This window comes from Blautia sp. AF19-1 (genome assembly GCF_003479155.1).
Taxonomy (GTDB): Bacteria; Bacillota; Clostridia; order Lachnospirales; family Lachnospiraceae; genus Fusicatenibacter; species Fusicatenibacter saccharivorans.
In genome coordinates this window covers 80,286-106,774 of sequence record NZ_QUGQ01000012.1, presented here as the reverse complement: position 1 = coordinate 106,774, position 26,489 = coordinate 80,286, and the positions used below count along the sequence as shown (strand labels likewise).

The following is a 26,489-nucleotide window of genomic DNA, read 5'->3' as shown; positions in this document are numbered from 1 at the left end:
ACTGGGAGAAAGGAAAAATCCAATTACCATCTAAGATAATTGGATTATACGTGGTGCTTATGATTGATGATATGGCGGTTTATATTGCTAATCTTGGCAAATACAATGAGGGCTATTTAGTCGGTGCTTGGTTCACGTTCCCCATTGACGAGGAAGATGTGAAAGAAAAAATCGGCTTGAATGAACAGTATGAGGAATACGCTATCCATGATACCGACAACTTTCCCATTGCGATTGGCGAGTATGTTTCCATTGAAGAACTCAATGAGATGTATGAAATGATAGAGGAACTTCCCGACTATATTGTAGAGTGTCTGGACGAATTTATCAGCCACTATGGGACGCTGGAAGAAGTCGTGGAACATAAGGACGATATTTACTATTATCCCGACTGTGAAACCATGACAGATGTTGCCTACTACTACATAGACGAATTGCAGGCACTTGGGGACATTCCACCCAGCTTACAGAATTACATTGACTATGAAGCCTACGGGCGAGATTTGGATATGGGCGGTTGCTTTATTGAAACAAGCCGAGGTATGTGCGAGATACCATATTAACGCTGGAAGATCAGCGACAAGCATTGTTGCTACTGACAGCGTATTTCTCTTTAAGGGACAGTCTGAAAATGGCTGTCCTTTTCTATTTTGAAAGGAGCTGAAAGAACTTGAAAAAGATTAAAAGCTACACGGGTATCTGGAACGTGGAAAAAGTCTTGTATGCAATCAATGACTTTAACTTACCCTTTCCCGTTACTTTTACACAGATTACATGGTTTGTGATTACGGAATTTATCATCATTCTGTTTGGGGATATTCCCCCACTTTCCATGATTGAGGGAGCATTTCTCAAATACTTTGGTATTCCCGTTGCTCTCACTTGGTTCATGTCGCAGAAAACCTTTGACGGAAAGAAGCCGTACAGCTTTTTGAAATCACAGATAACCTATGCCCTGCGACCAAAAATCACTTATGCAGGAAAAGCCGTAAAACTGCATAAGCAGATATTGAATGAAACAATCACGGCAGTAAGGAGTGTGAACTATGTTCCCGATAAAATATATTGACAATAACCTTGTCTGGAACAAGGACAATGAGGTGTTCGCCTACTATGAGCTGATACCATACAACTATTCTTTTCTATCCGCAGAGCAGAAATTTATCGTGCATGACAGTTTCCGACAGCTTATCGCACAGTCCCGTGAGGGTAAAATTCATGCGTTGCAGATTGCCACAGAAAGCTCAATCCGCAGTATGCAGGAACAGTCAAAGAAGCTGGTAACTGGAAAATTAAAGGAAGTTGCCTGCCAGAAGATAGACGAACAGACCGAAGCGTTAGTATCTATGATTGGGGACAATCAAGTGGACTACCGCTTTTTTCTTGGCTTTAAGCTCATGGTTACGGAAGAACAGCTCAATCTGAAGAACATCAAAAAATCGGTGTGGCTGACGTTCACAGAATTTCTCCATGAAGTGAACCACACGCTGATGAATGATTTTGTTTCCATGCCGAATGATGAAATCAACCGTTACATAAAAATGGAAAAGTTACTGGAAAATAAAATCTCCCGTCGCTTTAAGGTGCGTCGCTTGGAAATCCATGATTTTGGGTATCTCATGGAACATCTTTACGGCAGGGACGGTATCGCTTATGAAGATTATGAGTACCAGCTACCAAAGAAAAAATTGAACAAAGAGACGCTGATAAAATACTACGACCTTATCCGTCCGACAAGGTGTGTGATTGAGGAAAGCCAGCGGTATTTACGATTGGAACATGAGGACAAGGAAAGCTATGTGTCCTATTTTACCGTCAATGCGATTGTAGGAGAGCTTGATTTTCCGTCGTCTGAAATCTTCTATTTCCAGCAACAGCAATTCACATTCCCCGTTGATACGAGCATGAATGTAGAAATCGTGGAAAATCGGAAAGCATTAACGACCGTCCGCAACAAGAAAAAGGAACTGAAAGACCTTGATAATCACGCCTATCAAGCAGGAAGTGAAACCAGCTCAAATGTGGTGGACGCTTTAGACAGCGTGGACGAGCTGGAAACTGATTTAGACCAGACAAAAGAAAGTATGTATAAGTTAAGCTACGTCATACGGGTGTCTGCACCCGATCTTGACGAGCTGAAACGCCGTTGTGATGAAGTCAAGGACTTTTACGACGACCTCAATGTAAAGCTGGTGCGTCCTGCTGGGGATATGCTGGGGCTTCATTCTGAATTTTTACCAGCCAGCAAGCGATATATCAATGACTATGTGCAGTATGTAAAATCAGATTTTTTAGCTGGGCTTGGCTTTGGTGCGACACAGCAGTTAGGAGAAACTACGGGTATCTATATGGGCTATTCTGTTGATACGGGAAGAAATGTGTACCTGCAACCGTCCCTTGCCAGTCAAGGTGTAAAAGGTACAGTTACCAACGCTTTAGCGTCTGCTTTTGTCGGTTCGCTTGGCGGTGGGAAATCGTTCTGTAACAATCTTCTGGTATATTATGCGGTGCTGTTTGGCGGTCAAGCACTTCTGTTAGACCCTAAAAGTGAGCGTGGTAACTGGAAAGAAACGCTCCCAGAGATTGCACATGAAATCAATATCGTAAATCTTACCAGCGATAAGGACAATGCAGGGCTTCTTGACCCGTTTGTGATTATGAAGAATGTAAAAGACGCTGAAAGTCTGGCAATCGACATCTTAACATTCCTTACGGGTATTTCTTCAAGGGACGGCGAAAAATTCCCCGTACTTCGTAAGGCAGTACGCTCCGTTACCCAGAGCGACAGTCGGGGCTTGCTCCATGTGATAGACGAGCTACGCCGTGAAGATACGCCCATATCAAGAAATATCGCAGACCATATCGACAGCTTCACGGACTACGACTTTGCACACCTGCTGTTTTCAGACGGTACGGTAGAAAATGCTATCAGTCTGGATAATCAGCTCAATATCATTCAAGTAGCCGACCTTGTACTGCCAGATAAAGATACCACTTTTGAAGAATACACGACCATTGAATTGTTGTCTGTGTCTATGCTGATTGTGATTAGTACCTTTGCCCTTGATTTTATCCATTCGGACAGAAGCATTTTTAAGATTGTCGATTTAGACGAAGCGTGGGCGTTCTTAAATGTGGCACAAGGAGAAACCTTATCAAATAAGCTGGTTCGTGCTGGGCGAGCTATGCAGGCAGGCGTTTATTTCGTTACCCAGTCTGCCTATGACGTGTCAAAGGAAAGTCTGAAAAACAATATCGGCTTAAAGTTTGCATTTAGAAGCACGGATATAAACGAGATAAAGCAGACCTTAGAGTTTTTCGGTATCGACAAGGACGATGAGAACAACCAGAAACGCTTGCGTGATTTGGAGAACGGACAATGCTTATTGCAGGACTTATACGGGCGTGTCGGTGTGGTGCAGATACACCCAGTCTTTGAAGAACTGCTACACGCCTTTGATACCAGACCGCCCGTACAGAGAAATGAGGTGGAGTGATGAAAGAAAGGATAAAAGGTGTGTTCACAAAAAAGAAGATTTTCCACTTTCTCAAAATGGCTCTGTTCGTGGTGGCACTCTCCCTTATCCTGCTTTCACTTTTGGGGACGGTGGCTCATGCGACGGGGCTTGTAGACGATACCATAAACGCAGAAAATCTTTATTCAAAATATCCCCTTTCCAACTACCAGCTTGATTTTTTCGTCGATAATAGCTGGTCGTGGCTTCCGTGGAACTGGCTCGACGGTATCGGAAAATCGGTACAATACGGGCTGTACTGCATTACCAACTTTGTCTGGACTATCAGTTTGTATTTGAGTAATGCAACGGGCTATGTGGTGCAGGAAGCCTATAAGCTGGACTTCATCAATGATATGGCAGACAGTATCGGAAAGAGCATACAGACCCTTGCAGGCGTTACCGAGAACGGCTTTTCTTCTACGGGCTTCTATGTTGGTTTCCTGCTTCTCATTATCTTAGTGGTGGGAATGTACGTTGCTTATACGGGACTGATAAAACGGGAAACCAGCAAAGCACTTCACGCTGTTATCAACTTTGTGGTGGTGTTCGTGCTGTCCGCTTCATTTATTGCTTATGCTCCCGACTATATCAAGAAGATAAATGAATTTTCATCAGACATCAGTACCGCTTCTTTGGATTTGGGAACAAAAATCATGCTCCCTAACTCCGACAGCGAGGGTAAGGACAGCGTGGACTTGATACGGGACAGCCTATTTTCTATTCAAGTGGAACAGCCGTGGCTCTTGCTTCAATTCGGGAACAGCAACGCAGAAGAAATCGGGACAGACCGTGTAGAAGCTCTCGTATCGGCAAGTCCAGAGGACGAGGACGGGAAAACCAGAGAGGAAGTCGTGAAAACAGAAATCGAGGACAACGACAATAACAATCTGACAATACCGCAGGTCGTGAACCGTTTGGGTATGGTGTTCTTCCTCTTGTTCTTTAACTTGGGTATCACGATATTTGTATTCTTGCTTACGGGCATGATGTTGTTCAGCCAGATACTTTTTATTATCTTTGCAATGTTTTTACCTATCAGTTTTTTACTTTCCATGATACCGAGCTATGAAAGCATGGCAAAGCAGGCAATCGTGAGAGTATTTAATACCATAATGACACGGGCAGGAATAACGCTCATTGTAACGGTGGCATTTAGTATTTCCAGTATGTTTTACAACATTTCCACAGACTACCCATTCTTTATGGTGGCGTTCTTGCAGATAGTATGTTTCGCTGGTATCTACATGAAGCTGGGCGACTTAATGAGTATGTTCTCACTTAATGCTGGCGACAGTCAAAGCATGGGACGACGCATATTCCGCAGACCGTATCTGTTTATGCGACATCGGGCTAGGCGTATGGAACACCGTATTGCAAGGGCGGTAAGTGCTGGCGGTATTTCGGGCGGTGTAGCTGGTGCGGTGGCTGGAAGTGCCGTTGCTGGCAAGAGAGCCGAAAGAAAAAATACGGCTTCTAAAGAAAATCGGGGCAATACCACTTCCAGCATGGGACAGCGTGCAGGTTCAAAAGTCGGTGCTGTTTTAGATACGAAAAATAAAGTGAAAGACAAGGCAAACGCTGTCAAAGAGAATATCAAGGATATGCCGACACAGACCGCTTATGCGGTGTATTCCGCAAAGGAAAAGGCAAAGTCCAGCGTGTCCGACTTCAAGCGTGGCATGGTGCAGGAACAGCAGTCCAGACAGACGGGACGCTTGGAAAAGCAGGAACAGCGTAAGAAAAATATCGCTGACAAACGTATGGAGCTTCAAAAGGCACAAGAAGCAAGGCAGGTACAGCGAAAGGCTGACGGATCAGCGACAACGGGAGCTACCCGTCCCCATGAGCGACCAGTCACAGCTTCAACCATTCCAAAGCCGAGTGTTGAAAAAATGCAGGAAGTCAAACGCCCAGCCACAGCTCCAACTCCGAAAGCAAGTGAGCCAGTCAAGACAAATGTTATCAAAGAGCGTCCGTTATCTTCTGGTGCTTCTGATAAGAAAGCACCCCAGCCTACACAGACAGTACATAGGCAGAATGTAGAAAAAGTGGTATCGCAGGAAACACGCCAGAATGACACCAAAGACCGCAGGATAAAGGTTCAGCAGACCCAGAGCGTCCAGAAGAACCAGCAGACCATAGAGAAAACCCGTAACCTTGTAACGAAGAAAGGACAGAAGAAAAAATGAAACTGAAACATATCGCTATCATTGGCAGTCTGTTTCCTATCCTCTTTTCTCTGGTGCTTTTCTTTGGCGTCCTCATTAGTGCGGACAGCGACGACGAGAACAGCAATTTTTCTTCTGGCATTACGGGTATGAACCTATCCGCAGAAGTCTTGAAACATCAGCCTATGGTAGAAAAATACGCCAGAGAAAACGGTATCTCCGAGTATGTCAATGTGTTACTTGCTATCATTCAAGTAGAAAGTGGCGGTACGGCAGAAGATGTTATGCAGAGTTCGGAAAGTCTTGGTTTACCGCCTAATTCCTTAGATACGGAAAGCTCAATCAAGCAGGGGTGTAAGTATTTTGCGTCCCTGCTTTCTTCCTGCAAAAATCAAGGTATCGACGACTTGAATGTAGCGATACAGTCTTATAACTATGGCGGTGGCTATGTGGGATATGTGGCAGGAAAAGGAAAAAAACACACTTTTAATCTTGCAGAGAGCTTCGCCCGTGAGAAATCGGGTGGAAAGAAAGTAACCTACACCAACCCGATAGCCGTTGCTAAGAATGGGGGCTGGCGGTATGGCTATGGAAATATGTTCTATGTGGAAGTAGTCAATCAGTATTTAGCAGTTCCGCAGGTATCGGGAGAACTGGCACAAAAGGTAATGAATGAAGCGTTGAAATATCAAGGCTGGAAGTATGTGTATGGTGGCAGTAACCCGAATACTTCCTTTGATTGTTCGGGATTGACGCAATGGTGCTATGGAAAAGCTGGTATCTCCTTACCGAGAACAGCACAAGCACAGTATGACGCAACCCAACATCTGCCACTCTCGCAGGCAAAAGCAGGCGATTTGGTGTTTTTCCATTCCACCTATAACGCTGGTTCGTATGTAACACACGTCGGTATTCTTGTTTCGCCGACACAGATGTACCACGCAGGCGACCCGATAGGATATGCAGACCTAAGTAGTAGTTACTGGCAACAGCACTTAATCGGTGCAGGACGAGTAAAACAATAGAAAGGACTTGAAAAATATGTTTAAGAAGAATAAGAAACAGACAGAAACTATCAAAGAACCAAAAGAAAAAAAGGTGCGTACTGTCAAGGTAGGCACACATAAGAAAACCGTGATTGCGTTGTGGGTGGTGCTTGTCGCAAGCGTGAGCTTTGGGGTGTATAAGAATTTTACGGCTATCGACCAGCACACCACCCATGAAAAAGAAATCATTGAACTTTGCTTGCAGGACACCAACGGGATAGAAAATTTCGTGAAAAACTTTGCGAAGTCCTATTACACATGGGATAACAGCAAAGAAGCTATCGAAGCAAGGACGCAGGCAATCAGCGGTTATCTGACAAAGGAATTGCAGGACTTAAATGTAGACACCATTAGAACCGATATACCGACCAGCTCCACGGTTACAGATGTGATTGTATGGCATATCGAGCAATCGGGAGCGGACACTTTTTCTGCTACCTACGAAGTAGATCAGCAGATAAAAGAGGGAGAACAGACAAGCAATGTGAAAGCAACCTATACTGTAAAAGTCTATGTGGACGCAGACGGGGATATGGTAATCGTTCAAAACCCTACCCTTGCACCAGCAGTTGAAAAATCAGACTATGAGCCTAAGACACCAGAAGCAGACGCAAGCGTGGACGCTGATACGGTAAATGACGCTACCGCTTTTCTGGAAACATTCTTTAAGCTGTACCCAACAGCGACGGAAAAAGAGCTTGCTTACTATGTATTGGGAAATGTGATTGAACCTATCGGCAGGGACTACCTTTATTCTGAACTGGTAAACCCTATCTTTATAAAGGACGGCGACAATGTGAAAGTCAAGGTTGCGGTAAAATTCATTGATAATCAGACAAAAGCGACGCAGGTATCGCAGTATGAGCTTGTGCTACATAAGGATAGTAACTGGAAGATTGTAGGATAAATGATATAGCGTGCATTTCCTATCAGATTTGCACGCTTTTACAAAACGACAAGAAAACTGTGCAAAAATATTGACTTGTAATGACCGAATGCTATAATATAAATGACAAGTGTACTTGGTATTATTTGAAGGGAGCGTTATATAATGGATAAAGAAAAAATACTATCACAAAACAAAAAAGAGAATCTATATCTTGATGAATACGAAAAACATATTAAACTTCAAGGGAAATCTTTTGGCTTAATGTTTGTTTTATTTATCTGCATTTTAATTCTTTTCATTAAAGCAGTTTGTAAAGAACCTTACTATGACATAATGACAATTATTGGGTCTGTGGCATTTGGCTCTATGGGTTATGAAGCACATATTTCAAAAAATAAATCCAAATTTGTTATTGCTTTATTCTTTTTTCTATTTATGGGGTATTACTTTTATAAATTTTTAATGGTAGGTTTATAGAATGGACGAACATTTAATTTTGCGAAACAGATTAAAAACTGTACGAAAAGAAAAAAAATTATCACAAACAGAATTAGCTGAACTAGTCGGGGTTTCTCGGAATACAGTTAGTTCTATTGAAACTGGACAATTTAATCCAACAGCAAAATTGGCATTAGTGCTTTGTATAGCTTTAGATAAAAAATTTGAAGAATTATTTTATTTTGATTAAAGGAGAGAACGATTATGGAATTAGAGGAATTGATTGTTGAAATAGTTATAGGATTGTTTTTACTTTTTACATCTTATCAAATAGGTATAAAAGAGAATATTACTTTATTACATGGTTATCATTATACACAACTTGACCCTAAAGATAAAAAGGTGTTTACAAAAAAAATAGGAATAGGCACTTTACTGGTTAGTATTGGTATTCTTGTTATGCCGATTATCAATTTAATCTCTCATTCTGAATTAGGCTATTACATAGGTCTTATTTTGATTGTTGTAGGAGTGTTTTATATCATATTCATCATTGTAAAATACAATGGAAAACTTATTAGCTTTAAAAAGTAGAATTGAGGTATGAATATGATAGGACTGAACAAAAGAGATATAAAAAAGGCATTGAAAGCTGGTGCAAAAGCTGGCGGTGTATCATTGGCTGATGTTCGGGCGGATATTGAAGCTACGATTGATGAAGCTATGAATAGCACCGACCCAGAGGTGCAGGCAAATTTCAAAAAGTATTTTGGGAATAAACGCCCTACACCAGAAGAATATATTTATATCATTACGAAAAAGACAAAGGCAAAATTATAATAAAAGGGTCGTGGAAATGCTTCACAAAATTGTGATCTGCATTATCACGGCTCTTTTACTCTCTGTTTACTTTCAAAACTGTAAGTGTAATTGAATACTGCCCTTGCTATAATTTAATTGTATTCCAAAACAAATAAATGTGGCAGGAAGAAAGGAGCGATTTTTAATGGAACACATTTTAAATTTAGAGCAAGTAAAAAAATACTACGGGGGTAACTCTGGAAATATCACAAAGGCAGTAGACGGTATTTCTATGTATGTAGATAAGGGCGAATTTGTCGCAATCATGGGAGCTAGTGGTTCTGGAAAGACTACCCTATTAAACTGTATCTCTACGATTGATACTGTAACCAGCGGACACATTACAGTCAATAATCAAGATATTACCAAAATCAAGGATAAAGATTTTGCTGATTTCAGACGTGAAAATTTAGGGTTCATTTTTCAAGATTTCAACCTTTTAGATACTTTAACGATTGGAGAAAACATTTCTTTATCATTGGTTATCAACAAACAGAACCCTACTGATATTGAGAAAAGAGTTCATGCTATCGCCGATAAATTGGGTATTCGTGATATTTTATCGAAATTTCCTTATGAAGTTTCTGGCGGACAAAAACAGCGTTGTGCTTGTGCTAGAGCCTTAATCAATGAACCGAAACTGATTTTAGCTGATGAACCGACGGGAGCTTTGGACTCAAAAGCTTCCAGATTATTACTGGAAACAATGTCTGAAATCAACAAGAAAATGCAGGCTACTATTTTAATGGTAACACATGACCCGTTTAGTGCGTCTTTCTGTGAACGTATTTTGTTCTTGAAAGACGGTAAAATATTCAATGAAATTTTCAGAGGGGAAAAAAGCAGAAAAGATTTCTTCAATGAAATACTGGATATATTAACCTTGCTCGGAGGTGAAGTGGGAAATGTTAGGTAAGTTAGCGTATAGAAATACAAAAAGAAATATTAAAGATTATTTGATTTATCTGATAACCGTTACTGCATCCTTTTCTCTTATATTTGCTTTTAATTTGGTGGCAAATTCTGATGAAATTGTAAAGTTATGTTCCAGTATGGATGCATTTAAGAATTCATTGTTCGCTGTAAATATTCTTATTATTTTTGTGATATGCTTTTTGATCAACTATACAACGAAATTTATGTTTGAAAAAAGAAGTAAAGAATTAGGAACATATATGCTTCTTGGCATTAAGAAAAAAGAAATTGCCCACTTAGTTGTAATTGAAAATATACTGTTGGGAATTTTAGCATTTGTATTAGCTATTCCTATTGGCTTTTTATTCAGCCAGTTTGTGTCGTTAGTAATTGTAAACTTACTGGGTATTCCAAAAACTCTCTTTATTTCTTTGAATTTCGTTTCTATTGGACTATTGATAATTTATTTTTTAACTATTTATGTTTTGGTTTTGCTTAATCTATTAAGAAGAATAAGTAAAATGACGATACGTGATTTTCTTTATTTTGACAAACAAAATGAAAAGAAAATGTTCCGTGACAGTAAAAAAAGAAATGTCATTTTTGTTTTAAGTATTATTCTTGGTGCGATTTCTCTTTTTCTCTGGAATTCACGTTGTACTATGGATAATTTTAATAAGCAAGAAACACTTACTTATTTGATGGTAAGCGTAATCATGTTGATTATCAGCATTTATGGTATATCTACAACTTGTGCAGATATGTTCTTGACTGTTATCTTAAAATTTTGTATAATAGGAATTGAAGTTAAATTAGATGCTAAAAATTTGTAATTAAGAAGGAGGGATTCGTCATGTTGGTATTCCAAATGCGTAATGTAGATAAAACATCTACTGTTTTGAAACAGACTAAAAACAGTGATTACGCAGATAAATAAATACGTTAGATTAATTCCTACCAGTGACTAATCTTATGACTTTTTAAACAGATAACTAAAATTACAAACAAATCGTTTAACTTCTGTATTTATTTACAGATGTAATCACTTCAGGAGTGATTACATGAACAAAAATATAAAATATTCTCAAAACTTTTTAACGAGTGAAAAAGTACTCAACCAAATAATAAAACAATTGAATTTAAAAGAAACCGATACCGTTTACGAAATTGGAACAGGTAAAGGGCATTTAACGACGAAACTGGCTAAAATAAGTAAACAGGTAACGTCTATTGAATTAGACAGTCATCTATTCAACTTATCGTCAGAAAAATTAAAACTGAATACTCGTGTCACTTTAATTCACCAAGATATTCTACAGTTTCAATTCCCTAACAAACAGAGGTATAAAATTGTTGGGAATATTCCTTACCATTTAAGCACACAAATTATTAAAAAAGTGGTTTTTGAAAGCCGTGCGTCTGACATCTATCTGATTGTTGAAGAAGGATTCTACAAGCGTACCTTGGATATTCACCGAACACTAGGGTTGCTCTTGCACACTCAAGTCTCGATTCAGCAATTGCTTAAGCTGCCAGCGGAATGCTTTCATCCTAAACCAAAAGTAAACAGTGTCTTAATAAAACTTACCCGCCATACCACAGATGTTCCAGATAAATATTGGAAGCTATATACGTACTTTGTTTCAAAATGGGTCAATCGAGAATATCGTCAACTGTTTACTAAAAATCAGTTTCATCAAGCAATGGAACACGCCAAAGTAAACAATTTAAGTACCATTACTTATGAGCAAGTATTGTCTATTTTTAATAGTTATCTATTATTTAACGGGAGGAAATAATTCTATGAGTCGCTTTTTTAAATTTGGAAAGTTACACGTTACTAAAGGGAATGGAGATAAATTATTAGATATACTACTGACAGCTTCCAAGAAGCTAAAGAGGTCCCTAGCGCCTACGGGGAATTTGTATCGATAAGGGGTACAAATTCCCACTAAGCGCTCGGGACCCCTTGTAGGAAAATGTCCTAAGTGTGGCAACAATATTGTATTAAAAAAATCGTTTTATGGTTGTTCAAATTATCCTGAATGTAAGTTTACTTTAGCTGAACATTTTAGAAAGAAAAAACTAACCAAAACGAATGTAAAAGAATTACTGGAGGGAAAAGAAACCCTGGTAAAAGGAATCAAAAACAAAGAGAAAAAGCCCTACAATGCCGTTGTAAAAATTGGGGAAAAGGGATATATTGATTTTATCTCTTTTTCAAAATAAACATAAAAGCCCTTTAAAGAGGGCTTTTATATATTAATCACAAATCACTTATCACAAATCACAAGTGATTAATCACAAATCACTTGTGATTTGTGATTCTTAATGATACAATATTACTATGTTTTAGCTTTAAAGGCTCGTACAGACTATATGTTTTGTGCGGGCTTTTTTCATACCCGAAAAAATTTAAAAAATTTTTCAAAAGAGGTCATTAAATCACACCTAGCTGTCCTTATATGGTGCGGAAAGAGGGATAAACACTTTTCAAATCATAAAGGAAAGGAGGTGAGATTGATGAAACCGTCTGACTTCCAGAAAACAGTTCAATGTCGTTTTGAAAGTTGTTTAAAGAAAGTTGTCCGTAGTGTCGTGAAAGATTATTACAAGGAATTAAACCGTCGTAAGAATAAAGAAATATCTTTCAGCGAATTGCCAGATGTCCTTGTTGATAAAATGGCTGTTTGGGACGACTACGAAACAGATTATACAATCTTTTCAGTATGTGGCATTGATATTCGTGTCCTTGATGATGAATTGGCAGAAGCCTTGAAGAAACTTCCAGAAAGAAAACGCAATACTCTGTTGATGTATTACTTCTTGGAAATGACAGAAAGTGAAATTGCCAACTTGCAGAAAATCACGCAAAGCGGTGTATTTAGAAACCGACATCACGCTTTGGAAACTATGAAAAAAATACTCAAGGAGGAACATTAGAAAATGAAACAGTTATTTAAGAAACCGTCTTATTACTTGATTTCATCAGCTATGGATTGAAACGAAAAAGCGATTGAAAAATTACTGGCATTTTATGACCCTTACATATCAAAGTGCTGTTTGCGTTCACTTTATGATGAATACGGCAATGTTTATATCGTTGTAGATATGGAATTAAAAGGACGTATCAGAGAAGCACTTATCAAAATGATTTTAGGTTTTGATATTGAAGATATGGACTTAGAACCAGAAGAATAAGCAGTTTTTAGCGGAGCATGATTTAATATCCCCCTCTTTCCTGCTCTGCCACCTGCTTTTATATGAAAGCAACACGCTTTCACCACAGCTCTTTGACAACTGAATAAAGCAGACAGATACGTTTGTGAGATGGCGAGCCACGGGGACTGTACGCCACGACCTTTTCAAAAGAAAGCGAGCGACCCACGCAGTGATCCGAGAGCGACTGTTGGAAAAGTTGTTTTGCCACGACCTATCCTCACAGAATAATGATACGTCCGCATGGTGCGGTTCTGCCCACAAGAATGGGAATAGTTGAGATACTAATGGAGCTTTCCAAAGCCGTCTGCCTGCTTGTAAAAAACGACACACAGTAAAGGGGGGTGCATAGATTATGAACAATACTGATGTGCCTATTTGGGAAAAATATACGCTGACGGTTGAAGAAGCGTCCAAATACTTCCGCATTGGCGAAAAGAAATTGCGTAAATTAGCCGAAGAAAATCTTGACGCTGGCTGGGTTATCGTGAACGGCAACCGTATTCAGATTAAGCGAAAACAATTTGAAAAAATCATAGATACATTGGACGAAATCTAATGTCATTGAGCCGTAGATATGGTATAATAAATATAGCGTATCACGGCTCGTTCCATGACGGAAAGGAGCTTTACACTATGTCTAATGTAAAACGAAAAGACAGTAAAAATCGCAATTTGCGTAATGGAGAGAGCCAGCGAAAAGACGGAAGATACGTTTATAAATATACCGATATATACGGAAAGCCACAATTTATCTATTCTTGGAAACTTGTACCGACAGACAAGACACCTGCTGGAAAGCGTGATGATATATCGTTGAGGGAAAAAGAAACACAGATTAAAAAAGACCTTAACGACGGTATCGATACAGCAGGCGGTAAAATGACAGTCTGCCAGCTCTACGACAAGAAGAACAGCCAAAGAAAGAACATCAAGAGGGCTACTGAAAAAGGACGACAGTATCTTATGAACGCTCTGAAAAATGACCCATTGGGTATGAGGGCGATTGATACTGTTAAGCAGTCGGACGCTAAAGAATGGGCTATCAGAATGAGCGAAAAAGGATACGCCTATAAAACGATTGATAACTACAAGCGTTCCTTGAAAGCGTCATTTTACATGGCGATACAAGACGACTGTATCAGAAAGAACCCGTTTGAATTTAAGCTAAGTGATGTTCTGGAAGATGATACGGAGCAGAAAGTTATCCTTACACCAGAGCAGGAAGAACGCCTGCTTGCCTTTATGGAAAAGGATAAGATTTACAGCAAGTATTATGATGAGGTTGTGCTTCTGCTGGAAACGGGACTTCGTATTTCTGAATTTTGCGGACTAACGACGCATATTGATATGCAGAACAGAATACTCAATATAGACCACCAGTTATTGAAAGACAGCGAAATCGGCTACTATATTGAAACGCCAAAGACCAAAAACGGAAAACGAGAACTTCCATTGACAGAACGGGCTTATCAAGCAATCCAAAGAATACTAAAGAACAGAGGAAAGGCACAACCGTTGATTGTAGGTGGTTATAGCAATTTCCTATTCTTGAACCGTGAGGGCTTACCTAAAGTTGCAGGAAACTATGAGGGCATGGTGCGAGGACTAATTAAGAAGTATAACAAGTATCACACGGACAAGTTACCGAACATCACACCACATTCATTCCGACATACTTACTGTACGAATATGGCAAACAGAGGAATGAACCCAAACACCCTGCAATATCTTATGGGACACGCTAACATAACCATGACACTTGGCTATTATGCACACGGTACATTTCAATCTGCAAAAGCAGAACTGGAAAGACTGGCTTGTTAATATCGGAGCTTATATTTACTACTCATTTACTACTTTTGGTTGCATTTTCATGCTGGTAAATGCCAGCTTATGCAAGGTATCTTCCAAAAAGAAAATACCGATAAAGCCCTAAAATACGGGATATATCGGCATTTACCAACTTATGAAAAGATAATCAGAAATTTAGTAAGTTTTTATGATAATTATTCCATTTTTTTCTCTTGCGTCCTTCTTGTTTTTATGGTAAAATATATCTTGTTCTGATTACGAACACTGCCGCTGTGGCGGAATTGGTAGACGCACTTGACTCAAAATCAAGCGGTGAATAACCGTGCCGGTTCGAGTCCGGCCAGCGGCATAGCTAAAAAAGATCTGCAAAAACGAACGTTGATGCAGATCTTTTTTATTGTCTTCCCTTCAAAAAAACAGCTTTTGAAAGAAAGAAAACCCCTTTCGAAGAACCGGCCATCTGCCGCATGGTTCTTTTTGAAAGGGGTTTTACTGTTGTTATTTCTTATTTATTTCCAAACATCTTCTCATACTCCGGTGTTCCATCCAGTGTAGCGAAGTAGTCCTTCGGGGTTTCTGCGCGGCGGATGACTTCAAAGCTGCCGTCCTCTTTTAACAGAACCTCTGCAGATTTTAATTTTCCGTTGTAGTTGTATCCCATGGAAAATCCATGTGCGCCGGTGTCGTGGATGAAGAGGAGGTCTCCGACTTCCACTTCCGGAAGCATGCGGTCGATCGCGAATTTATCGTTGTTCTCGCACAGAGAGCCTGTTACGTCATATTTGTGGTCGCACGGCTGATCTTCTTTTCCCATCACCGTGATGTGATGGTAAGCGCCGTACATAGCCGGTCTCATCAGGTTGACCGCGCAGGCATCACAGCCGATGTACTCTTTGTAGATGTGTTTCTGATGGATGGCGCGGGTAACGAGTCCGCCGTACGGTCCCATCATGAAACGGCCCATTTCCGTGTAAATTGCAACATCGCCCATGCCGGCCGGAACGAGAACTTCATCGTACACTTTATGTACACCCTCGCCAATCACGCGGATGTCATTGCCTTCCTGATCCGGTTTGTACGGAATTCCGACGCCGCCGGAAAGATTGATGAATTTAATCTTCACGCCCGTCTCTTTCTGCAGCTTTACAGCCAGCTCAAACAGTGTTTTTGCCAGAACTGGGTAGTAATCATTGGTTACGGTATTACTTGCAAGGAAGGAATGGATGCCGAACTCTTCTGCCCCTTTTGCCTTCAGAATGCGGAATGCCTCAAAAATCTGCTCGGTTGTCATACCGTATTTGGCATCTCCCGGATTGTCCATAATATCGGTGCTGATTTTAAACAGTCCGCCCGGGTTATAACGGCAACAGATTTTCTTCGGAATGTAGCCTAATGTTTTCTCAAGAAAATCAATATGCGTAATATCATCAAGGTTAATGATCGCACCAAGCTCTGCAGCCAGTTGATACTCTGCAGCCGGTGTTACGTTGGATGAAAACATGATTTTATCTTTCTCAAATCCCATCGCATCGGAAAGCATCAGCTCCGTGTAAGAAGAGCAGTCGCATCCGCAGTCATATTCACCCAGCATTTTGATCAGTGTCGGGTTTGGGTTCGCTTTTACAGCAAAATACTCACGAAATCCCGGATTCCAGGAAAAAGCTTCCTTTACCGCTTTCGCATTCTCACGAATTCCTTTTTCATCGTAAATGTGAAACGGAGTTGGTACTGCTGCTGCGATTTCTTCCAGTTTTTCTTTTGTTACAAAAGGCTTCTTCGTCATTCTCTTTTGTCTCCTTCTTCTGCTTATTTTGCCTGAATAATGTGAAGCATGTTTGTCATATATCCTTCACCCGTCACCTCGTTAGTAGCAGGGTCTCCGGCCGTAAAAATAACCATATCGCCACGTTCTACAAGCTCCTCACGGCGCACCATATACATAGCATGGGAAATGATGTTCTCCGTAGAATCTTCCTCGTATCCGGTCACCGGACGAACGCCCCAGTAGAGCTGCATTTTTCTTCTTGCCCATTCATATGGGGTAACGCCGTAAATCGGTACGCTCGGACGAAGGTTGGAAATCAGTCTTGCAGTCTGACCGGACATCGTCGGAGTCACAATGCAGGCTGCTTTGATGTGTTCTACCATAGAAACGGCTGCACTTCCGACTGCTGCGGAAACATTTAGCTTTCCTTCCAGCGCTTTTCCATCGCGGTAGTCTTCGAATTTCAGATAACGCTCCGTCTGCTCGGCAATCTCTCCCATCATGGTAACTGCCTCGATCGGATATTTTCCGGCTGCTGTTTCGCCGGAGAGCATGATCGCATCCGTTCCATCATAAATTGCATTCGCAACATCGGCTACCTCTGCACGGGTCGGACGCGGGTTCCGGATCATGGAATCCAGCATCTGGGTTGCTGTGATAACCGGTTTGTATTTATGATTGCATTTTTCAATGATGATTTTCTGTACATGCGGTACTTGGCACGCCGGAATCTCTACACCAAGATCTCCCCTTGCAACCATCACACCATCTGCCGCATCGATGATGCTGTCGATGTTCTGCACACCCTCCGCATTTTCGATCTTGGCAATGATATCAATATGCTCTCCTCCGTTTGCCACAAGGAACTCACGGATTTCGTTAATTGCCTCTGCATTCCGGATAAAGGAAGCTGCAACAAAATCAATATCCTGTTCAATACCAAAAAGAAGATCTCCTTTGTCTTTCTCCGTGAGGTTCGGAAGATTGATCGAAACGTTTGGTACATTCACGCCCTTTTTTTCTCCGAGCTCGCCGCCGTTTACTACGGTACAGACAATTTCCGGTGCATTTACTTTTTCTACGCGCAGACCGATCAGACCATCATCGATCAAAATCGTATCTCCCTCTTTGATATCTTCCGTAAGGCCGGTGTAGCTGACAGAACAGTGATTTTCATCTCCGGTCTCCTGAACGGTTGTCAGGGTAAAAGTCTGTCCGGTTACCAGATTCACTTTTTTTCCATCTTTTAAAACGCCGGTACGAATTTCCGGTCCTTTGGTGTCCAGAAGGATTGCCACAGGAGTTTTCAGCTCTTTTCGAAGCTCTTTCAGCATATCCATACGCATTTTCTGCTCATCGTGGTCTCCATGAGAAAAATTAAAACGAGCAACATCCATTCCGGTTTCAATCAGTTTTTTCATCAGGTCACGGGAGTTGGTATTTGGTCCCATGGTGCAGACAATTTTCGTTCTTCTCATACTTTCTCTCCTTCTTTATTTTACATGTTCATGCGTAAACAGGTGATCCTGGCAGTATTCATAGTTTCCGTTGCATCGGGAACAGAAACGGAACTCCAGATTCGGATCATCTTTTTCGGTCCGGCCACAGATCGCACATTTGTGTTTTGTGATCCCGTTCGGATTGCGGTATTCGGCTTCGCCTCTTGAAACGGCCTTTTTAAATTCCTTCCGGCGTCTGTTCTGCTGGAAAGAGCCGCGTTTTCCTTTTCTTGTCATCAGGAAGAACACAAGGACGTTTGCAAGGGAACAAAGAATAACAACACATCCTGCCCAGTTTCCGCTCATGATGCTGGTAATCATGCTGTAGGCGAGAAGCGCTACGTCAAGGTATGCCAGCCATTTGATTTTGATCGGAATAATGAAATACAGCAGTACCTGCATATCCGGGAAGCTGATCGCAAAGCCAAGGAAAATCGAGAGGCTGATGTAGTAAGTGCTGAATGCCGTTCCCATCAGCGACGGATATCCGTTGACTGCATATAAGATTCCATACAGCAGGAAGGAACCGATAATGGTCATCAGAATGCCGGAAAAGATGTAAACATTATACTTGAAATCTCCCCAGGCTCTCTCAAGGCTTGTTCCGATTGAGTAATAGAAAAACAGCATGATGATCGTAAAGATATCAAGGCTGCTCGGCGGAATCAGAATCCAGCTCACCAGACGCCAGATCTGTCCGTGCAGAATATAATATGGTTCCAGCGTCAGATACTGTCTCATGATGGGAGCCGCAAGCGCAATGATATATCCCGCAATGTACGTTACGATAATGTACATCGTCAGATGGCTTAACGCGTATCTCCCATATTTTCGCTCCATTTTGTCTAAAAAATTCATGCACACTCTTCCTTTTTGTTTGTTTTATTTTACCGGCTTTCACTGCCCGAAAATACATTCTCATTATACGTGCTGCCTTTTCGTTTGTCAAACGGTATAACGGTGAATTTCGTCTCCGAAAAAGAGCTTTACGAATGTTTTACTTTCCGGTATAATTTATTAGAAATCTTTTCCAGTTATTTTATAAATATACGAAAAAATTCAGGAGGACTTTATATATGGCAGGATCATCATTTGGTACCATCTTCAGACTGACCACCTGGGGAGAGTCTCATGGAAAAGGCGTGGGCGTTGTTGTGGACGGAGTGCCGGCCGGCCTTTCGCTTTCCGAGGAGGATATTCAGTTTTACCTCGACCGCAGGAAGCCGGGACAGAACCGCTTTACCACAAAACGGAAAGAATCCGATACCGTTCAGATTTTATCCGGCACTTTCGAAGGAAAAACGACCGGTACCCCGATTTCCATGGTGGTATGGAATGAGGATCAGCATTCCAAAGATTACAGCGACATTGCTTCCTATTACAGACCGGGCCACGCCGACTATACGTTTGATGCAAAATACGGTTTCCGCGACTACCGCGGCGGCGGACGCTCCTCAGGACGCGAGACGATCGCACGCGTGGCTGCAGGTGCCATTGCCTTAAAAATGCTCTCTGAGCTTGGCATCACCGTTTCCGCCTACACCCGCTCCATCGGTGACGTGGAAATCCAGTCTTTTGATACCGCTGAAATCGCGAATAACGCCCTGAATATGCCGGATGCAGAGGCTGCCGAAAAGGCTTCCGAGCTTTTAACAAAAGCCATGGCGGAAAAAAATTCCGTCGGCGGTGTGGTCGAATGTGTCGTTCACCATATGCCGGCCGGTGTCGGCGATCCGGTGTTTGAAAAGCTCGATGCCAACCTTGCAAAAGCACTCGTCTCCATCGGCGCCGTAAAAGGCGTGGAAATCGGAGACGGTTTCTCGGTCTGCACAGCTACCGGGCTTACCAATAACGATGCCTTCCATGTAAATGCGGACGGCTCCATTGTCAAGCTGACCAACCACGCCGGCGGTATTTTAGGCGGTATCAGCGACGGAAGCGATATCGTTGTCCGGGCTGGTTTCAAACCGACCCCGTCCGTTGCTGCTTCCCAGCAGACCATCAACAAAGACGGCGAAAATATTGCCATCGAAATCAAAGGCCGCCACGACCCGATCATCGTTGCACGCGCCGTTGTTGTCGTGGAATGCATGACCGCTCTTGTCCTGGCGGACGCACTGCTCGTCGGCATGAGCGCCAAACTGGACAATGTAAAGAAAGTCTGGGCTCTGGACGAGAAATAAAGGCCGGACTGCTTCTTTCTGGCTTCAACACAAAAAATGCCTGCGGGATACAGTTCTTCCTGCAGGCATTTTTGCGTTATTTTTTAGTGAACGCCTTTTTTCGTAATCAGAATACAGTTCGGCGTCTCCACTTTCATCGGGCGGCCTTTCTGAACCAGCACGTTTTTCTCATAATCAACGGTAAATGTTGTGATCGTGTTGGACTCATGGTTTGCCACTGCGATATGTTTTCCGTCCGGGAACATTGCAATATCCTTTGGATATTCGCCGCTGATCGGAAGTGCAAACTTCTTCTCCATGCAGCCGGTCTCCGGGTCGATATGGAACATTGCTACGGTATTGTCTCCGGCTGTAGAAGTAAACAGGTAGTGGTGATCCGGGGAAAGGCACATGCCGGATGCAGCGTCGTGCGCCTGGTCCACGTTCGCGGATGTGGTGCTGATCGACTGCAGTTTTTCAAATTCCGGTCCGTTTCCCGTATCACGGTAGCTGAATACATCGACTTTGTTCATCAGCTCGTAAATGACATACGCGTATTTTCCGGATTCACTGAAAACGATCTCTCTCGGACCGGATTCACGCTCACAGCGCAGGATATCCACCAGTTTCAGGCGGTCACGCTGTGTGTTCAGCTTGTACATTTTGATCTGGTCAATGCCGTTGTCGACTGCGCAGACATATTTGTTGTCCGGTGTAGGAACGACACAGCTGACATGCGGGCGGAAGTTACGCTCTGCCACACTGCCAAGGCCCTTGTGGAACACGCCGTCCATCAGACTTCCGAGGCGGCCGTCCTTATGGGTATGTACAACGGTTACTTTTCCGTCATGATAGCCTGCCACGAACAGGTATCTTCCGGTTTTGTCCACCGACAGATAGCAGCCGCGCATGCCGTCGATGTCTACTTTGTTGATCGGGGTCAGGTCTCCGTCATCCTCCACTGCAAACACTGCAACGCCTTCATCTGCAATCGAATACAGGTATTTGCCGTTTAAGGAACGGGCAATGTGGGAAGAGTTGTTGACCGGTATGACTTTTCGCTCTGTCAGAGTGCCTTCTTCTACATTTACATCATATAAATGAATACCAATGCTGCTTCCATGGGTATAAGTGCCTACATAGGCTACGTACTCATCCTTCATGTTGTTTTCATCCTTTCTGCCTTCTCGCACATCGTGTGAATTTTCTAAAAATATTTTAACACAATTTCCGCGCCACGACAACGAGGAAAACGGATTTTTGATATGTAAACGGTAACACTTTATTTTTAGACACAGGATATTCTCCTGCAGAGAATTTTTTAGATATTTCTATTGTTTTTGGATTGTAAGAGTTGAGGTTTCCGCTGCATACCATTTCCATTTTCTACGCTCTCGTCAGACTGATTTCCTGACTCATCATTCCCTGCAGTTTCTTGATTGCGCGGCTGTACTGGCACTGCAGCGCCTGCTCGCTTTTCTTGCAGAATCCGCTGAGCTCTTTGTAGCTGAATCCATATGCTCTCCCCCAGAAAATGCGCTGATCCATCGGATTCAGGTTCTGGATGCAGTTCTGCATCACCATTCGTTCCTCAATCTCGGCTGTCGCGGCCGCCTCCCCTTCATTTCTGTTCTCTTTCTGATACTGTGTATAGGAAACTTCATTCTGATAATAATGTTTTCTGCGCTGATTCTTGATCTTGTTTTTTGCCACACAGAACAGCCATTTCGTCATCTCTTCTCCTTCGAGATCGGCAACGGTTTCAAATTTTACCACCAATACCTCCCATACATCGTTCAGCACATCCTTCGCCGTCTCCCGGTCATTGTTCAACTGACCGCAGATATAACGGAACAGCACATGACTGTTTTCCTCGAATATGATCTGAAAAAATCGTTCCTTCTCTTGTCTCATACACTTCTTTCTCCCTCCTGTTATTTCGCTGTCCTTCTCTTCCGGGCCCGTCATATATGTAATGTGTTGAGACTATCGAAATCTTTCGTTTTTTCAGAATATTTCTACTATTTGACCTTATTACTTTTGTTAATAAAGCAAAATATTGCGTTATAACTGCACCGCGGCGCATAATCAAATTTTTTCTTTCGAAATCAGAAATTACTGTTTCTGACAAAAAATTCCCGCAGAAAGGAGCTTTCTTCCTCTCTGCGGGAATCTTCTATTTTGGTTTTATTTTATTTAAAGTAAGCAACACCGGACTCAAAGATCTTCAGATCCTGCTCTCCGTAGATGTTGACTGCTACGCCGTTGTCGCGGCGCTCTGCGTGTGCCATCTTACCAAAGACACGGCCGTCCGGGCTGGTGATACCCTCGATTCCGCAGTAGGAACCGTTGACATTCCAGTACTCGTCGTTGGTCAGGTTTCCGTTGACATCGCAGTAGCGGGTTGCAATCTGGCCGTTTGCCATCAGCTTGTCGATCCACTCTTTCGATGCTACGAAACGTCCCTCTCCGTGGGATGCCGGGTTGGTGTAAACACCGCCAAGCTCGGCGCCTGCCAGCCATGGGGATTTGTTGGTCACAACCTTCGTGTAAACCATCTTGGAAATATGGCGTCCGATAGTGTTGAAGGTCAGAGTCGGGGAATCCTCCGTCTGTCCGAGAATCTCACCGTACGGAACGAGTCCCAGTTTGATCAGTGCCTGGAATCCGTTGCAGATACCAAGGGCAAGTCCGTCTCTCTCATTCAGCAGTTTGGTAACAGCTTCTTTGATCTTCGCATTCTGGAATGCGGTTGCAAAGAATTTTGCTGATCCATCCGGCTCATCACCTGCGGAGAATCCGCCAGGGAACATGATGATCTGCGCCTGGTTGATGACTTTTTCAAAGGCATCGACAGAACCGCGGATGTCTTCTGCGGAAAGATTGCTGAATACCTGAGTGATAACTTTTGCACCGGCACGCTCGAAAGCTCTGGTGCTGTCATACTCACAGTTCGTTCCCGGGAAGACCGGAATGAATACGGTCGGCTGTGCCAGCTTGTGGGAGCATACGTGGATGCTCTTTGCCTGATAGCAGCTGTCTGCAACAATTCCGTTTTCGTCTGCTGCTGCCACATTCAGGGCATCTACCTCCGGAAGCTCTGCACCGGATACGGTCTTGAATACTTTTTCCAGCGGTTTGTTCCATGCGGAAACGGCCTCGCGGATGGTGATTTCGGTGTCTTTATAGGAAAGAACCGGTTTGTCTGTCACTTCACCGATGACGGTGTAGGTGCTTGCCAGCTCTCCGACTTTTTCAGCCGGAACTTCGCAGATCAGATCTGCAATATATGGAGTAAAGAGATCTCTCTCGTCTACATTGTGCTCGATGGTTACGCCGAGAGCATTACCGAATGCCATCTTGGATACGGCTGCTGCGATACCCTGACGGTCTACGACATAAGCGGCTTTCACACGGCCGTTCTGCATATCCTCATGCAGTTTTCTGTAGGTTTCCATGACGCCTTCGTACTCTGGAAGCAGATGTGCGTCGACTGGAAGGTGGATCCACACGAGTTTGTCTCCTGTGTTTTTCAGCTCCGGAGATACTACATCTTTTAATTTTGCAACGTCAACCGCGAAGGATACGAGTGTCGGCGGTACATCGATATGGTTGAAGGTACCGGACATACTGTCTTTTCCTCCGATAGACGGCAGGCCGTAGCCCATCTGTGCGTCGTATGCACCAAGAAGTGCTGCGAACGGCTGGCTCCAGCGGTGCGGATCCTCAGTCATTCTGCGGAAATATTCCTGGAAGGTGAAGCGGACTTTGCTGTAATCGCCGCCGACTGCCACGATGCGGGACAGGGACTCGGTTACGGCATAGACTGCTCCGTGATACGGGCTCCAGCTCGATACGTATGGATCAAAGCCGTAGCTCATCATGGTAACGGTGTTGGTTTTTCCATCCGGAACCGGCACTTTTGCAACCATGGCCTGAGTTTCAGTCAGCTGATATTTTCCACCGTACGGCATCAGCACGCTGGCTGCTCCGATGGAGGAGTCAAACATCTCGACAAGACCTTTCTGGGAGCATGCGTTGAGGTCTGACAGGGTGGACAGCCATTTTTCTTTCACGTCGGCAATGTCACCGCTTCTTTTTAACGGGGTGTCCTCTGCTTTTGGAATCTCTACGAAGACATCATTCTCCTGATGTGCTCCGTTGGTATCCAGGAATGCACGGGAAATATTGACGATCTCTTTTCCTCTCCAGGAGAGTACCAGACGCGGGTCCTCGGTTACGACTGCAACTTCGGTTGCCTCCAGGTTCTCTTCTGCGGCATATTTCAGGAACTGCTCACGGTCTTTCGGGTCGATGACAACGGCCATACGCTCCTGGGACTCGGAGATGGCGATCTCGGTTCCGTCGAGGCCGGCATATTTTTTCGGTACTTTGTCCAGATTGATCTTAAGGCCCGGTGCCAGCTCGCCGATGGCAACGGAAACTCCGCCTGCACCGAAGTCGTTGCATTTTTTAATCAGAAGGCTGACTTCCTCGCGGCGGAACAGTCTCTGCAGTTTACGCTCAGTCGGTGCGTTTCCTTTCTGTACCTCTGCACCGCAGGTCTCGATGGATTCTGTCGTATGTACTTTGGAGGAACCGGTTGCACCGCCGCAGCCGTCTCTTCCAGTACGGCCGCCGAGCAGGATGATGATATCGCCCGGATCGGAATTTTCACGGACAACGGCACGGCGCGGTGCTGCTCCAAGGACGGCTCCGATCTCCATACGTTTTGCCACGTAGTCCGGATGGTAAACTTCTTTGACATAGCCGGTTGCAAGACCGATCTGGTTTCCATAGGAGCTGTAGCCGTGTGCTGCTTCTCTTACGAGTTTTTTCTGCGGAAGTTTTCCTTCGAGTGTCTCGCTCTGCGGACGGGTCGGATCTGCGGCTCCGGTCACACGCATTGCCTGATATACATAGGTTCTGCCGGAAAGCGGGTCACGGATTGCACCGCCAAGGCAGGTTGCTGCACCACCGAACGGCTCGATCTCGGTCGGGTGGTTGTGGGTCTCGTTTTTGAAGTTGATCAGCCACTCTTCGTCTTTTCCGTCTACATCTACCGGTACGACGATGGAGCATGCGTTGATTTCATCAGACTCTTCCTGATCTGCGAGTTTTCCTTCGGATTTCAGTTTTTTCATTGCCAGAAGGGCAAGGTCCATAAGGCAGATGAATTTGTCGTCACGGCCTTTGTAGAGTACCTCACGGTCGCTTAAGTAGCGGTCGTAGCTTTTTTTCATCGGCTCGTAGTAGTCGCCTTCGCCGAAGGTCACGTTGGTAAGCTCGGTGGAGAAGGTGGTATGGCGGCAGTGATCGGACCAGTAGGTATCGAGTACGCGGATCTCGGTCATGGATGGATTTCGTTTTTCTTCGCCGCGGAAGTAGTTCTGGATATGCAGGAAGTCTTTGAAGGTCATGGCAAGGCCGAGGGAATCATACAGGGCTTTTAATTCTGCCTCCGGCATGTCGATGAATCCGTCGAAGATTTTGACGTCTGCCGGCTCTTCAAATTTTGTCACGAGGGTTTCCGGTTTTTCAAGTCCTGTCTCTCTGGAGTCTACCGGATTGATGCAGTGTGCTTTGACTGCGTCAAACTGCTCATCAGTCATCTCTCCTTCGATAACATACGTAACGGCGGAGCGGATGATCGGCTGCTCGTCTTCTTTTAAGAACTGCACGCACTGTACGGCAGAATCGGCTCTCTGATCAAACTGTCCCGGAAGGAATTCTACGGAAAATACTCTCGCACCTTCTGCACGCGGGAAATCTTCCTGATAGCAGATATCAACCGGCGGCTCTGCAAAGACTACTTTACATGCTTTCTCATATGTCTCATCACTGATATTTTCTACATCGTACCGGATCAGCTCCCGTACGTTGGTTACGGTCTGGATGTTCAGATAGTGCTTGATTTCATGCTTCAGATCTTTCGCCTTAATCGCAAATTCCGGCTTTTTCTCCACATAAACGCGTCTGACTGTACTCATTTTTATCCTCCATTTGTCTGAATCATAGTCCCCCAAAAACGGGACAATCTTTCGTTACTTACAGAATAGCATATTTATCTTTATAAATGAAATTAATATATCTTATATGTTTTATAAGTTTTGTTTCTTAATAGACGGACGCATTCCATTTTTCCTGCACTACCATCCCACTCATCACCCATTCTCTCCCGTCCTAAACCGTCA

The 26,489-nt window shown here is 43.3% G+C and carries 25 protein-coding genes, 1 tRNA gene and 1 pseudogene; 21 read left to right on the top strand and 6 right to left on the bottom strand.

From position 1 onward, the window contains the following. Positions 1 to 59 precede the first annotated feature (59 nt). The 20 genes and pseudogenes from DWX26_RS09840 to DWX26_RS09725 all read left to right on the top strand — a co-directional run bounded on the left by DWX26_RS09840 (position 60) and on the right by DWX26_RS09725 (position 15,218). Entirely contained in the window at positions 60 to 563 is a 504-nt protein-coding gene (locus DWX26_RS09840) for an antirestriction protein ArdA (protein WP_002323345.1), read from the top strand. 107 nt (positions 564 to 670) lie between these two features. Continuing rightward, positions 671 to 1,069: a conjugal transfer protein gene (locus DWX26_RS09835; RefSeq protein WP_003061368.1), complete on the top strand. Its 399-nt coding sequence runs from the start codon at positions 671 to 673 to the stop codon at positions 1,067 to 1,069. Further along, positions 1,047 to 3,497, top strand: coding sequence for an ATP-binding protein (locus tag DWX26_RS09830; protein WP_003060327.1), 2,451 nt, complete (start codon positions 1,047 to 1,049; stop codon positions 3,495 to 3,497). Before DWX26_RS09835 ends, DWX26_RS09830 begins: the two co-directional genes overlap by 23 nt. After that, on the top strand, positions 3,497 to 5,707 hold the full coding sequence (locus DWX26_RS09825; protein ID WP_003060083.1) for a CD3337/EF1877 family mobilome membrane protein: 2,211 nt from the start codon (positions 3,497 to 3,499) through the stop codon (positions 5,705 to 5,707). The genes DWX26_RS09830 and DWX26_RS09825 overlap by 1 nt, the downstream gene beginning before the upstream one ends. Then, the gene (locus DWX26_RS09820; RefSeq protein ID WP_003059774.1) at positions 5,704 to 6,711 is read left to right on the top strand and encodes a bifunctional lytic transglycosylase/C40 family peptidase; all 1,008 of its coding nucleotides are present in this window, start codon (positions 5,704 to 5,706) and stop codon (positions 6,709 to 6,711) included. Before DWX26_RS09825 ends, DWX26_RS09820 begins: the two co-directional genes overlap by 4 nt. A 16-nt stretch (positions 6,712 to 6,727) precedes the next feature. After that, on the top strand, positions 6,728 to 7,639 hold the full coding sequence (locus DWX26_RS09815) for a conjugal transfer protein (protein ID WP_003062215.1): 912 nt from the start codon (positions 6,728 to 6,730) through the stop codon (positions 7,637 to 7,639). A 144-nt stretch (positions 7,640 to 7,783) separates the two neighbouring features. Next, positions 7,784 to 8,098: a DUF6442 family protein gene (locus DWX26_RS09810; RefSeq protein ID WP_003061887.1), complete on the top strand. Its 315-nt coding sequence runs from the start codon at positions 7,784 to 7,786 to the stop codon at positions 8,096 to 8,098. Between the two features lies 1 nt (position 8,099). Then, on the top strand, positions 8,100 to 8,309 hold the full coding sequence (locus DWX26_RS09805; protein ID WP_007286202.1) for a helix-turn-helix transcriptional regulator: 210 nt from the start codon (positions 8,100 to 8,102) through the stop codon (positions 8,307 to 8,309). A 14-nt stretch (positions 8,310 to 8,323) separates the two neighbouring features. Next, positions 8,324 to 8,653, top strand: coding sequence for a DUF3784 domain-containing protein (locus tag DWX26_RS09800; RefSeq protein WP_003061243.1), 330 nt, complete (start codon positions 8,324 to 8,326; stop codon positions 8,651 to 8,653). A gap of 15 nt (positions 8,654 to 8,668) precedes the next feature. Continuing rightward, positions 8,669 to 8,899 carry a hypothetical protein gene (locus DWX26_RS09795; protein WP_003060191.1) on the top strand — a complete coding sequence of 77 codons (231 nt, stop codon included), beginning with the start codon at positions 8,669 to 8,671 and terminating at the stop codon, positions 8,897 to 8,899. Positions 8,900 to 9,065: 166 nt separating this feature from the next. Beyond that, the gene (locus DWX26_RS09785) at positions 9,066 to 9,836 is read left to right on the top strand and encodes an ABC transporter ATP-binding protein (protein WP_003061398.1); all 771 of its coding nucleotides are present in this window, start codon (positions 9,066 to 9,068) and stop codon (positions 9,834 to 9,836) included. Then, on the top strand, positions 9,826 to 10,668 hold the full coding sequence (locus DWX26_RS09780) for an FtsX-like permease family protein (protein ID WP_003060411.1): 843 nt from the start codon (positions 9,826 to 9,828) through the stop codon (positions 10,666 to 10,668). Before DWX26_RS09785 ends, DWX26_RS09780 begins: the two co-directional genes overlap by 11 nt. A gap of 20 nt (positions 10,669 to 10,688) precedes the next feature. Continuing rightward, a complete protein-coding gene (locus tag DWX26_RS09775) occupies positions 10,689 to 10,772 on the top strand; it encodes a 23S rRNA methyltransferase attenuation leader peptide (protein ID WP_001814874.1) in 84 nt (27 codons plus the stop codon). A 124-nt stretch (positions 10,773 to 10,896) separates the two neighbouring features. After that, entirely contained in the window at positions 10,897 to 11,634 is a 738-nt protein-coding gene (gene erm(B) / locus DWX26_RS09770) for a 23S rRNA (adenine(2058)-N(6))-methyltransferase Erm(B) (RefSeq protein ID WP_008687088.1), read from the top strand. A 145-nt stretch (positions 11,635 to 11,779) separates the two neighbouring features. Then, complete coding sequence (locus tag DWX26_RS09760; RefSeq protein WP_002326770.1) at positions 11,780 to 12,064, top strand: topoisomerase C-terminal repeat-containing protein; 285 nt, start codon at positions 11,780 to 11,782, stop codon at positions 12,062 to 12,064. A gap of 294 nt (positions 12,065 to 12,358) precedes the next feature. Further along, complete coding sequence (locus tag DWX26_RS09755) at positions 12,359 to 12,778, top strand: RNA polymerase sigma factor (protein WP_003061815.1); 420 nt, start codon at positions 12,359 to 12,361, stop codon at positions 12,776 to 12,778. Positions 12,779 to 12,781: 3 nt separating this feature from the next. Further along, positions 12,782 to 13,036, top strand: a pseudogene (locus tag DWX26_RS09750) (helix-turn-helix domain-containing protein). Positions 13,037 to 13,409: 373 nt separating this feature from the next. Next, positions 13,410 to 13,613: an excisionase gene (locus tag DWX26_RS09740; RefSeq protein ID WP_002322728.1), complete on the top strand. Its 204-nt coding sequence runs from the start codon at positions 13,410 to 13,412 to the stop codon at positions 13,611 to 13,613. 77 nt (positions 13,614 to 13,690) lie between these two features. After that, positions 13,691 to 14,881 carry a site-specific integrase gene (locus tag DWX26_RS09735; protein ID WP_003062094.1) on the top strand — a complete coding sequence of 397 codons (1,191 nt, stop codon included), beginning with the start codon at positions 13,691 to 13,693 and terminating at the stop codon, positions 14,879 to 14,881. 254 nt (positions 14,882 to 15,135) lie between these two features. Then, positions 15,136 to 15,218, top strand: a tRNA-Leu gene (locus DWX26_RS09725). A 156-nt stretch (positions 15,219 to 15,374) separates the two neighbouring features. Here the strand turns inward: DWX26_RS09725 and DWX26_RS09720 are convergent. Genes DWX26_RS09720 through DWX26_RS09710 form a run of 3 tightly spaced genes read right to left on the bottom strand, consistent with a single transcriptional unit; the run spans position 15,375 to position 18,991 of the window. Further along, entirely contained in the window at positions 15,375 to 16,652 is a 1,278-nt protein-coding gene (locus tag DWX26_RS09720; RefSeq protein ID WP_055221426.1) for a diaminopimelate decarboxylase, read from the bottom strand. 23 nt (positions 16,653 to 16,675) lie between these two features. Beyond that, positions 16,676 to 18,112 carry a pyruvate kinase gene (gene pyk / locus DWX26_RS09715; protein ID WP_022463218.1) on the bottom strand — a complete coding sequence of 479 codons (1,437 nt, stop codon included), beginning with the start codon at positions 18,110 to 18,112 and terminating at the stop codon, positions 16,676 to 16,678. Between the two features lie 15 nt (positions 18,113 to 18,127). Continuing rightward, complete coding sequence (locus tag DWX26_RS09710) at positions 18,128 to 18,991, bottom strand: hypothetical protein (RefSeq protein WP_055228519.1); 864 nt, start codon at positions 18,989 to 18,991, stop codon at positions 18,128 to 18,130. A gap of 218 nt (positions 18,992 to 19,209) precedes the next feature. Between DWX26_RS09710 and aroC the strand changes: the two genes are divergently transcribed. Beyond that, positions 19,210 to 20,316, top strand: coding sequence for a chorismate synthase (gene aroC / locus DWX26_RS09705; protein ID WP_117762148.1), 1,107 nt, complete (start codon positions 19,210 to 19,212; stop codon positions 20,314 to 20,316). Positions 20,317 to 20,399: 83 nt separating this feature from the next. On the opposite strand, the gene DWX26_RS09700 is transcribed toward aroC, so the two are convergent. The 3 genes from DWX26_RS09700 to DWX26_RS09690 all read right to left on the bottom strand — a co-directional run bounded on the left by DWX26_RS09700 (position 20,400) and on the right by DWX26_RS09690 (position 26,285). Next, the gene (locus DWX26_RS09700; protein ID WP_117762149.1) at positions 20,400 to 21,458 is read right to left on the bottom strand and encodes a lactonase family protein; all 1,059 of its coding nucleotides are present in this window, start codon (positions 21,456 to 21,458) and stop codon (positions 20,400 to 20,402) included. A 223-nt stretch (positions 21,459 to 21,681) separates the two neighbouring features. Then, positions 21,682 to 22,209 carry an RNA polymerase sigma factor gene (locus tag DWX26_RS09695; protein ID WP_022463214.1) on the bottom strand — a complete coding sequence of 176 codons (528 nt, stop codon included), beginning with the start codon at positions 22,207 to 22,209 and terminating at the stop codon, positions 21,682 to 21,684. 278 nt (positions 22,210 to 22,487) lie between these two features. After that, complete coding sequence (locus tag DWX26_RS09690) at positions 22,488 to 26,285, bottom strand: phosphoribosylformylglycinamidine synthase (protein ID WP_117762150.1); 3,798 nt, start codon at positions 26,283 to 26,285, stop codon at positions 22,488 to 22,490. Positions 26,286 to 26,489 lie beyond the last annotated feature (204 nt).

Excerpts from the sequence above, each read along its gene's own strand:
- DWX26_RS09840 (WP_002323345.1), top strand. The coding sequence starts at position 60 with ATGATTGATGATATGGCGGTTTATATTGCTAATCTTGGCAAATACAAT.
- DWX26_RS09830 (WP_003060327.1), top strand. The coding sequence starts at position 1,047 with ATGTTCCCGATAAAATATATTGACAATAACCTTGTCTGGAACAAGGAC.
- DWX26_RS09825 (WP_003060083.1), top strand. The coding sequence starts at position 3,497 with ATGAAAGAAAGGATAAAAGGTGTGTTCACAAAAAAGAAGATTTTCCAC.
- DWX26_RS09820 (WP_003059774.1), top strand. The coding sequence starts at position 5,704 with ATGAAACTGAAACATATCGCTATCATTGGCAGTCTGTTTCCTATCCTC.
- DWX26_RS09815 (WP_003062215.1), top strand. The coding sequence starts at position 6,728 with ATGTTTAAGAAGAATAAGAAACAGACAGAAACTATCAAAGAACCAAAA.
- DWX26_RS09810 (WP_003061887.1), top strand. The coding sequence starts at position 7,784 with ATGGATAAAGAAAAAATACTATCACAAAACAAAAAAGAGAATCTATAT.
- DWX26_RS09805 (WP_007286202.1), top strand. The coding sequence starts at position 8,100 with ATGGACGAACATTTAATTTTGCGAAACAGATTAAAAACTGTACGAAAA.
- DWX26_RS09800 (WP_003061243.1), top strand. The coding sequence starts at position 8,324 with ATGGAATTAGAGGAATTGATTGTTGAAATAGTTATAGGATTGTTTTTA.
- DWX26_RS09795 (WP_003060191.1), top strand. The coding sequence starts at position 8,669 with ATGATAGGACTGAACAAAAGAGATATAAAAAAGGCATTGAAAGCTGGT.
- DWX26_RS09785 (WP_003061398.1), top strand. The coding sequence starts at position 9,066 with ATGGAACACATTTTAAATTTAGAGCAAGTAAAAAAATACTACGGGGGT.
- DWX26_RS09780 (WP_003060411.1), top strand. The coding sequence starts at position 9,826 with ATGTTAGGTAAGTTAGCGTATAGAAATACAAAAAGAAATATTAAAGAT.
- DWX26_RS09775 (WP_001814874.1), top strand. The coding sequence starts at position 10,689 with ATGTTGGTATTCCAAATGCGTAATGTAGATAAAACATCTACTGTTTTG.
- DWX26_RS09755 (WP_003061815.1), top strand. The coding sequence starts at position 12,359 with ATGAAACCGTCTGACTTCCAGAAAACAGTTCAATGTCGTTTTGAAAGT.
- DWX26_RS09740 (WP_002322728.1), top strand. The coding sequence starts at position 13,410 with ATGAACAATACTGATGTGCCTATTTGGGAAAAATATACGCTGACGGTT.
- DWX26_RS09735 (WP_003062094.1), top strand. The coding sequence starts at position 13,691 with ATGTCTAATGTAAAACGAAAAGACAGTAAAAATCGCAATTTGCGTAAT.
- DWX26_RS09720 (WP_055221426.1), bottom strand. The coding sequence starts at position 16,652 with ATGACGAAGAAGCCTTTTGTAACAAAAGAAAAACTGGAAGAAATCGCA.
- pyk (WP_022463218.1), bottom strand. The coding sequence starts at position 18,112 with ATGAGAAGAACGAAAATTGTCTGCACCATGGGACCAAATACCAACTCC.
- DWX26_RS09710 (WP_055228519.1), bottom strand. The coding sequence starts at position 18,991 with ATGAATTTTTTAGACAAAATGGAGCGAAAATATGGGAGATACGCGTTA.
- aroC (WP_117762148.1), top strand. The coding sequence starts at position 19,210 with ATGGCAGGATCATCATTTGGTACCATCTTCAGACTGACCACCTGGGGA.
- DWX26_RS09700 (WP_117762149.1), bottom strand. The coding sequence starts at position 21,458 with ATGAAGGATGAGTACGTAGCCTATGTAGGCACTTATACCCATGGAAGC.
- DWX26_RS09695 (WP_022463214.1), bottom strand. The coding sequence starts at position 22,209 with ATGAGACAAGAGAAGGAACGATTTTTTCAGATCATATTCGAGGAAAAC.
- DWX26_RS09690 (WP_117762150.1), bottom strand. The coding sequence starts at position 26,285 with ATGAGTACAGTCAGACGCGTTTATGTGGAGAAAAAGCCGGAATTTGCG.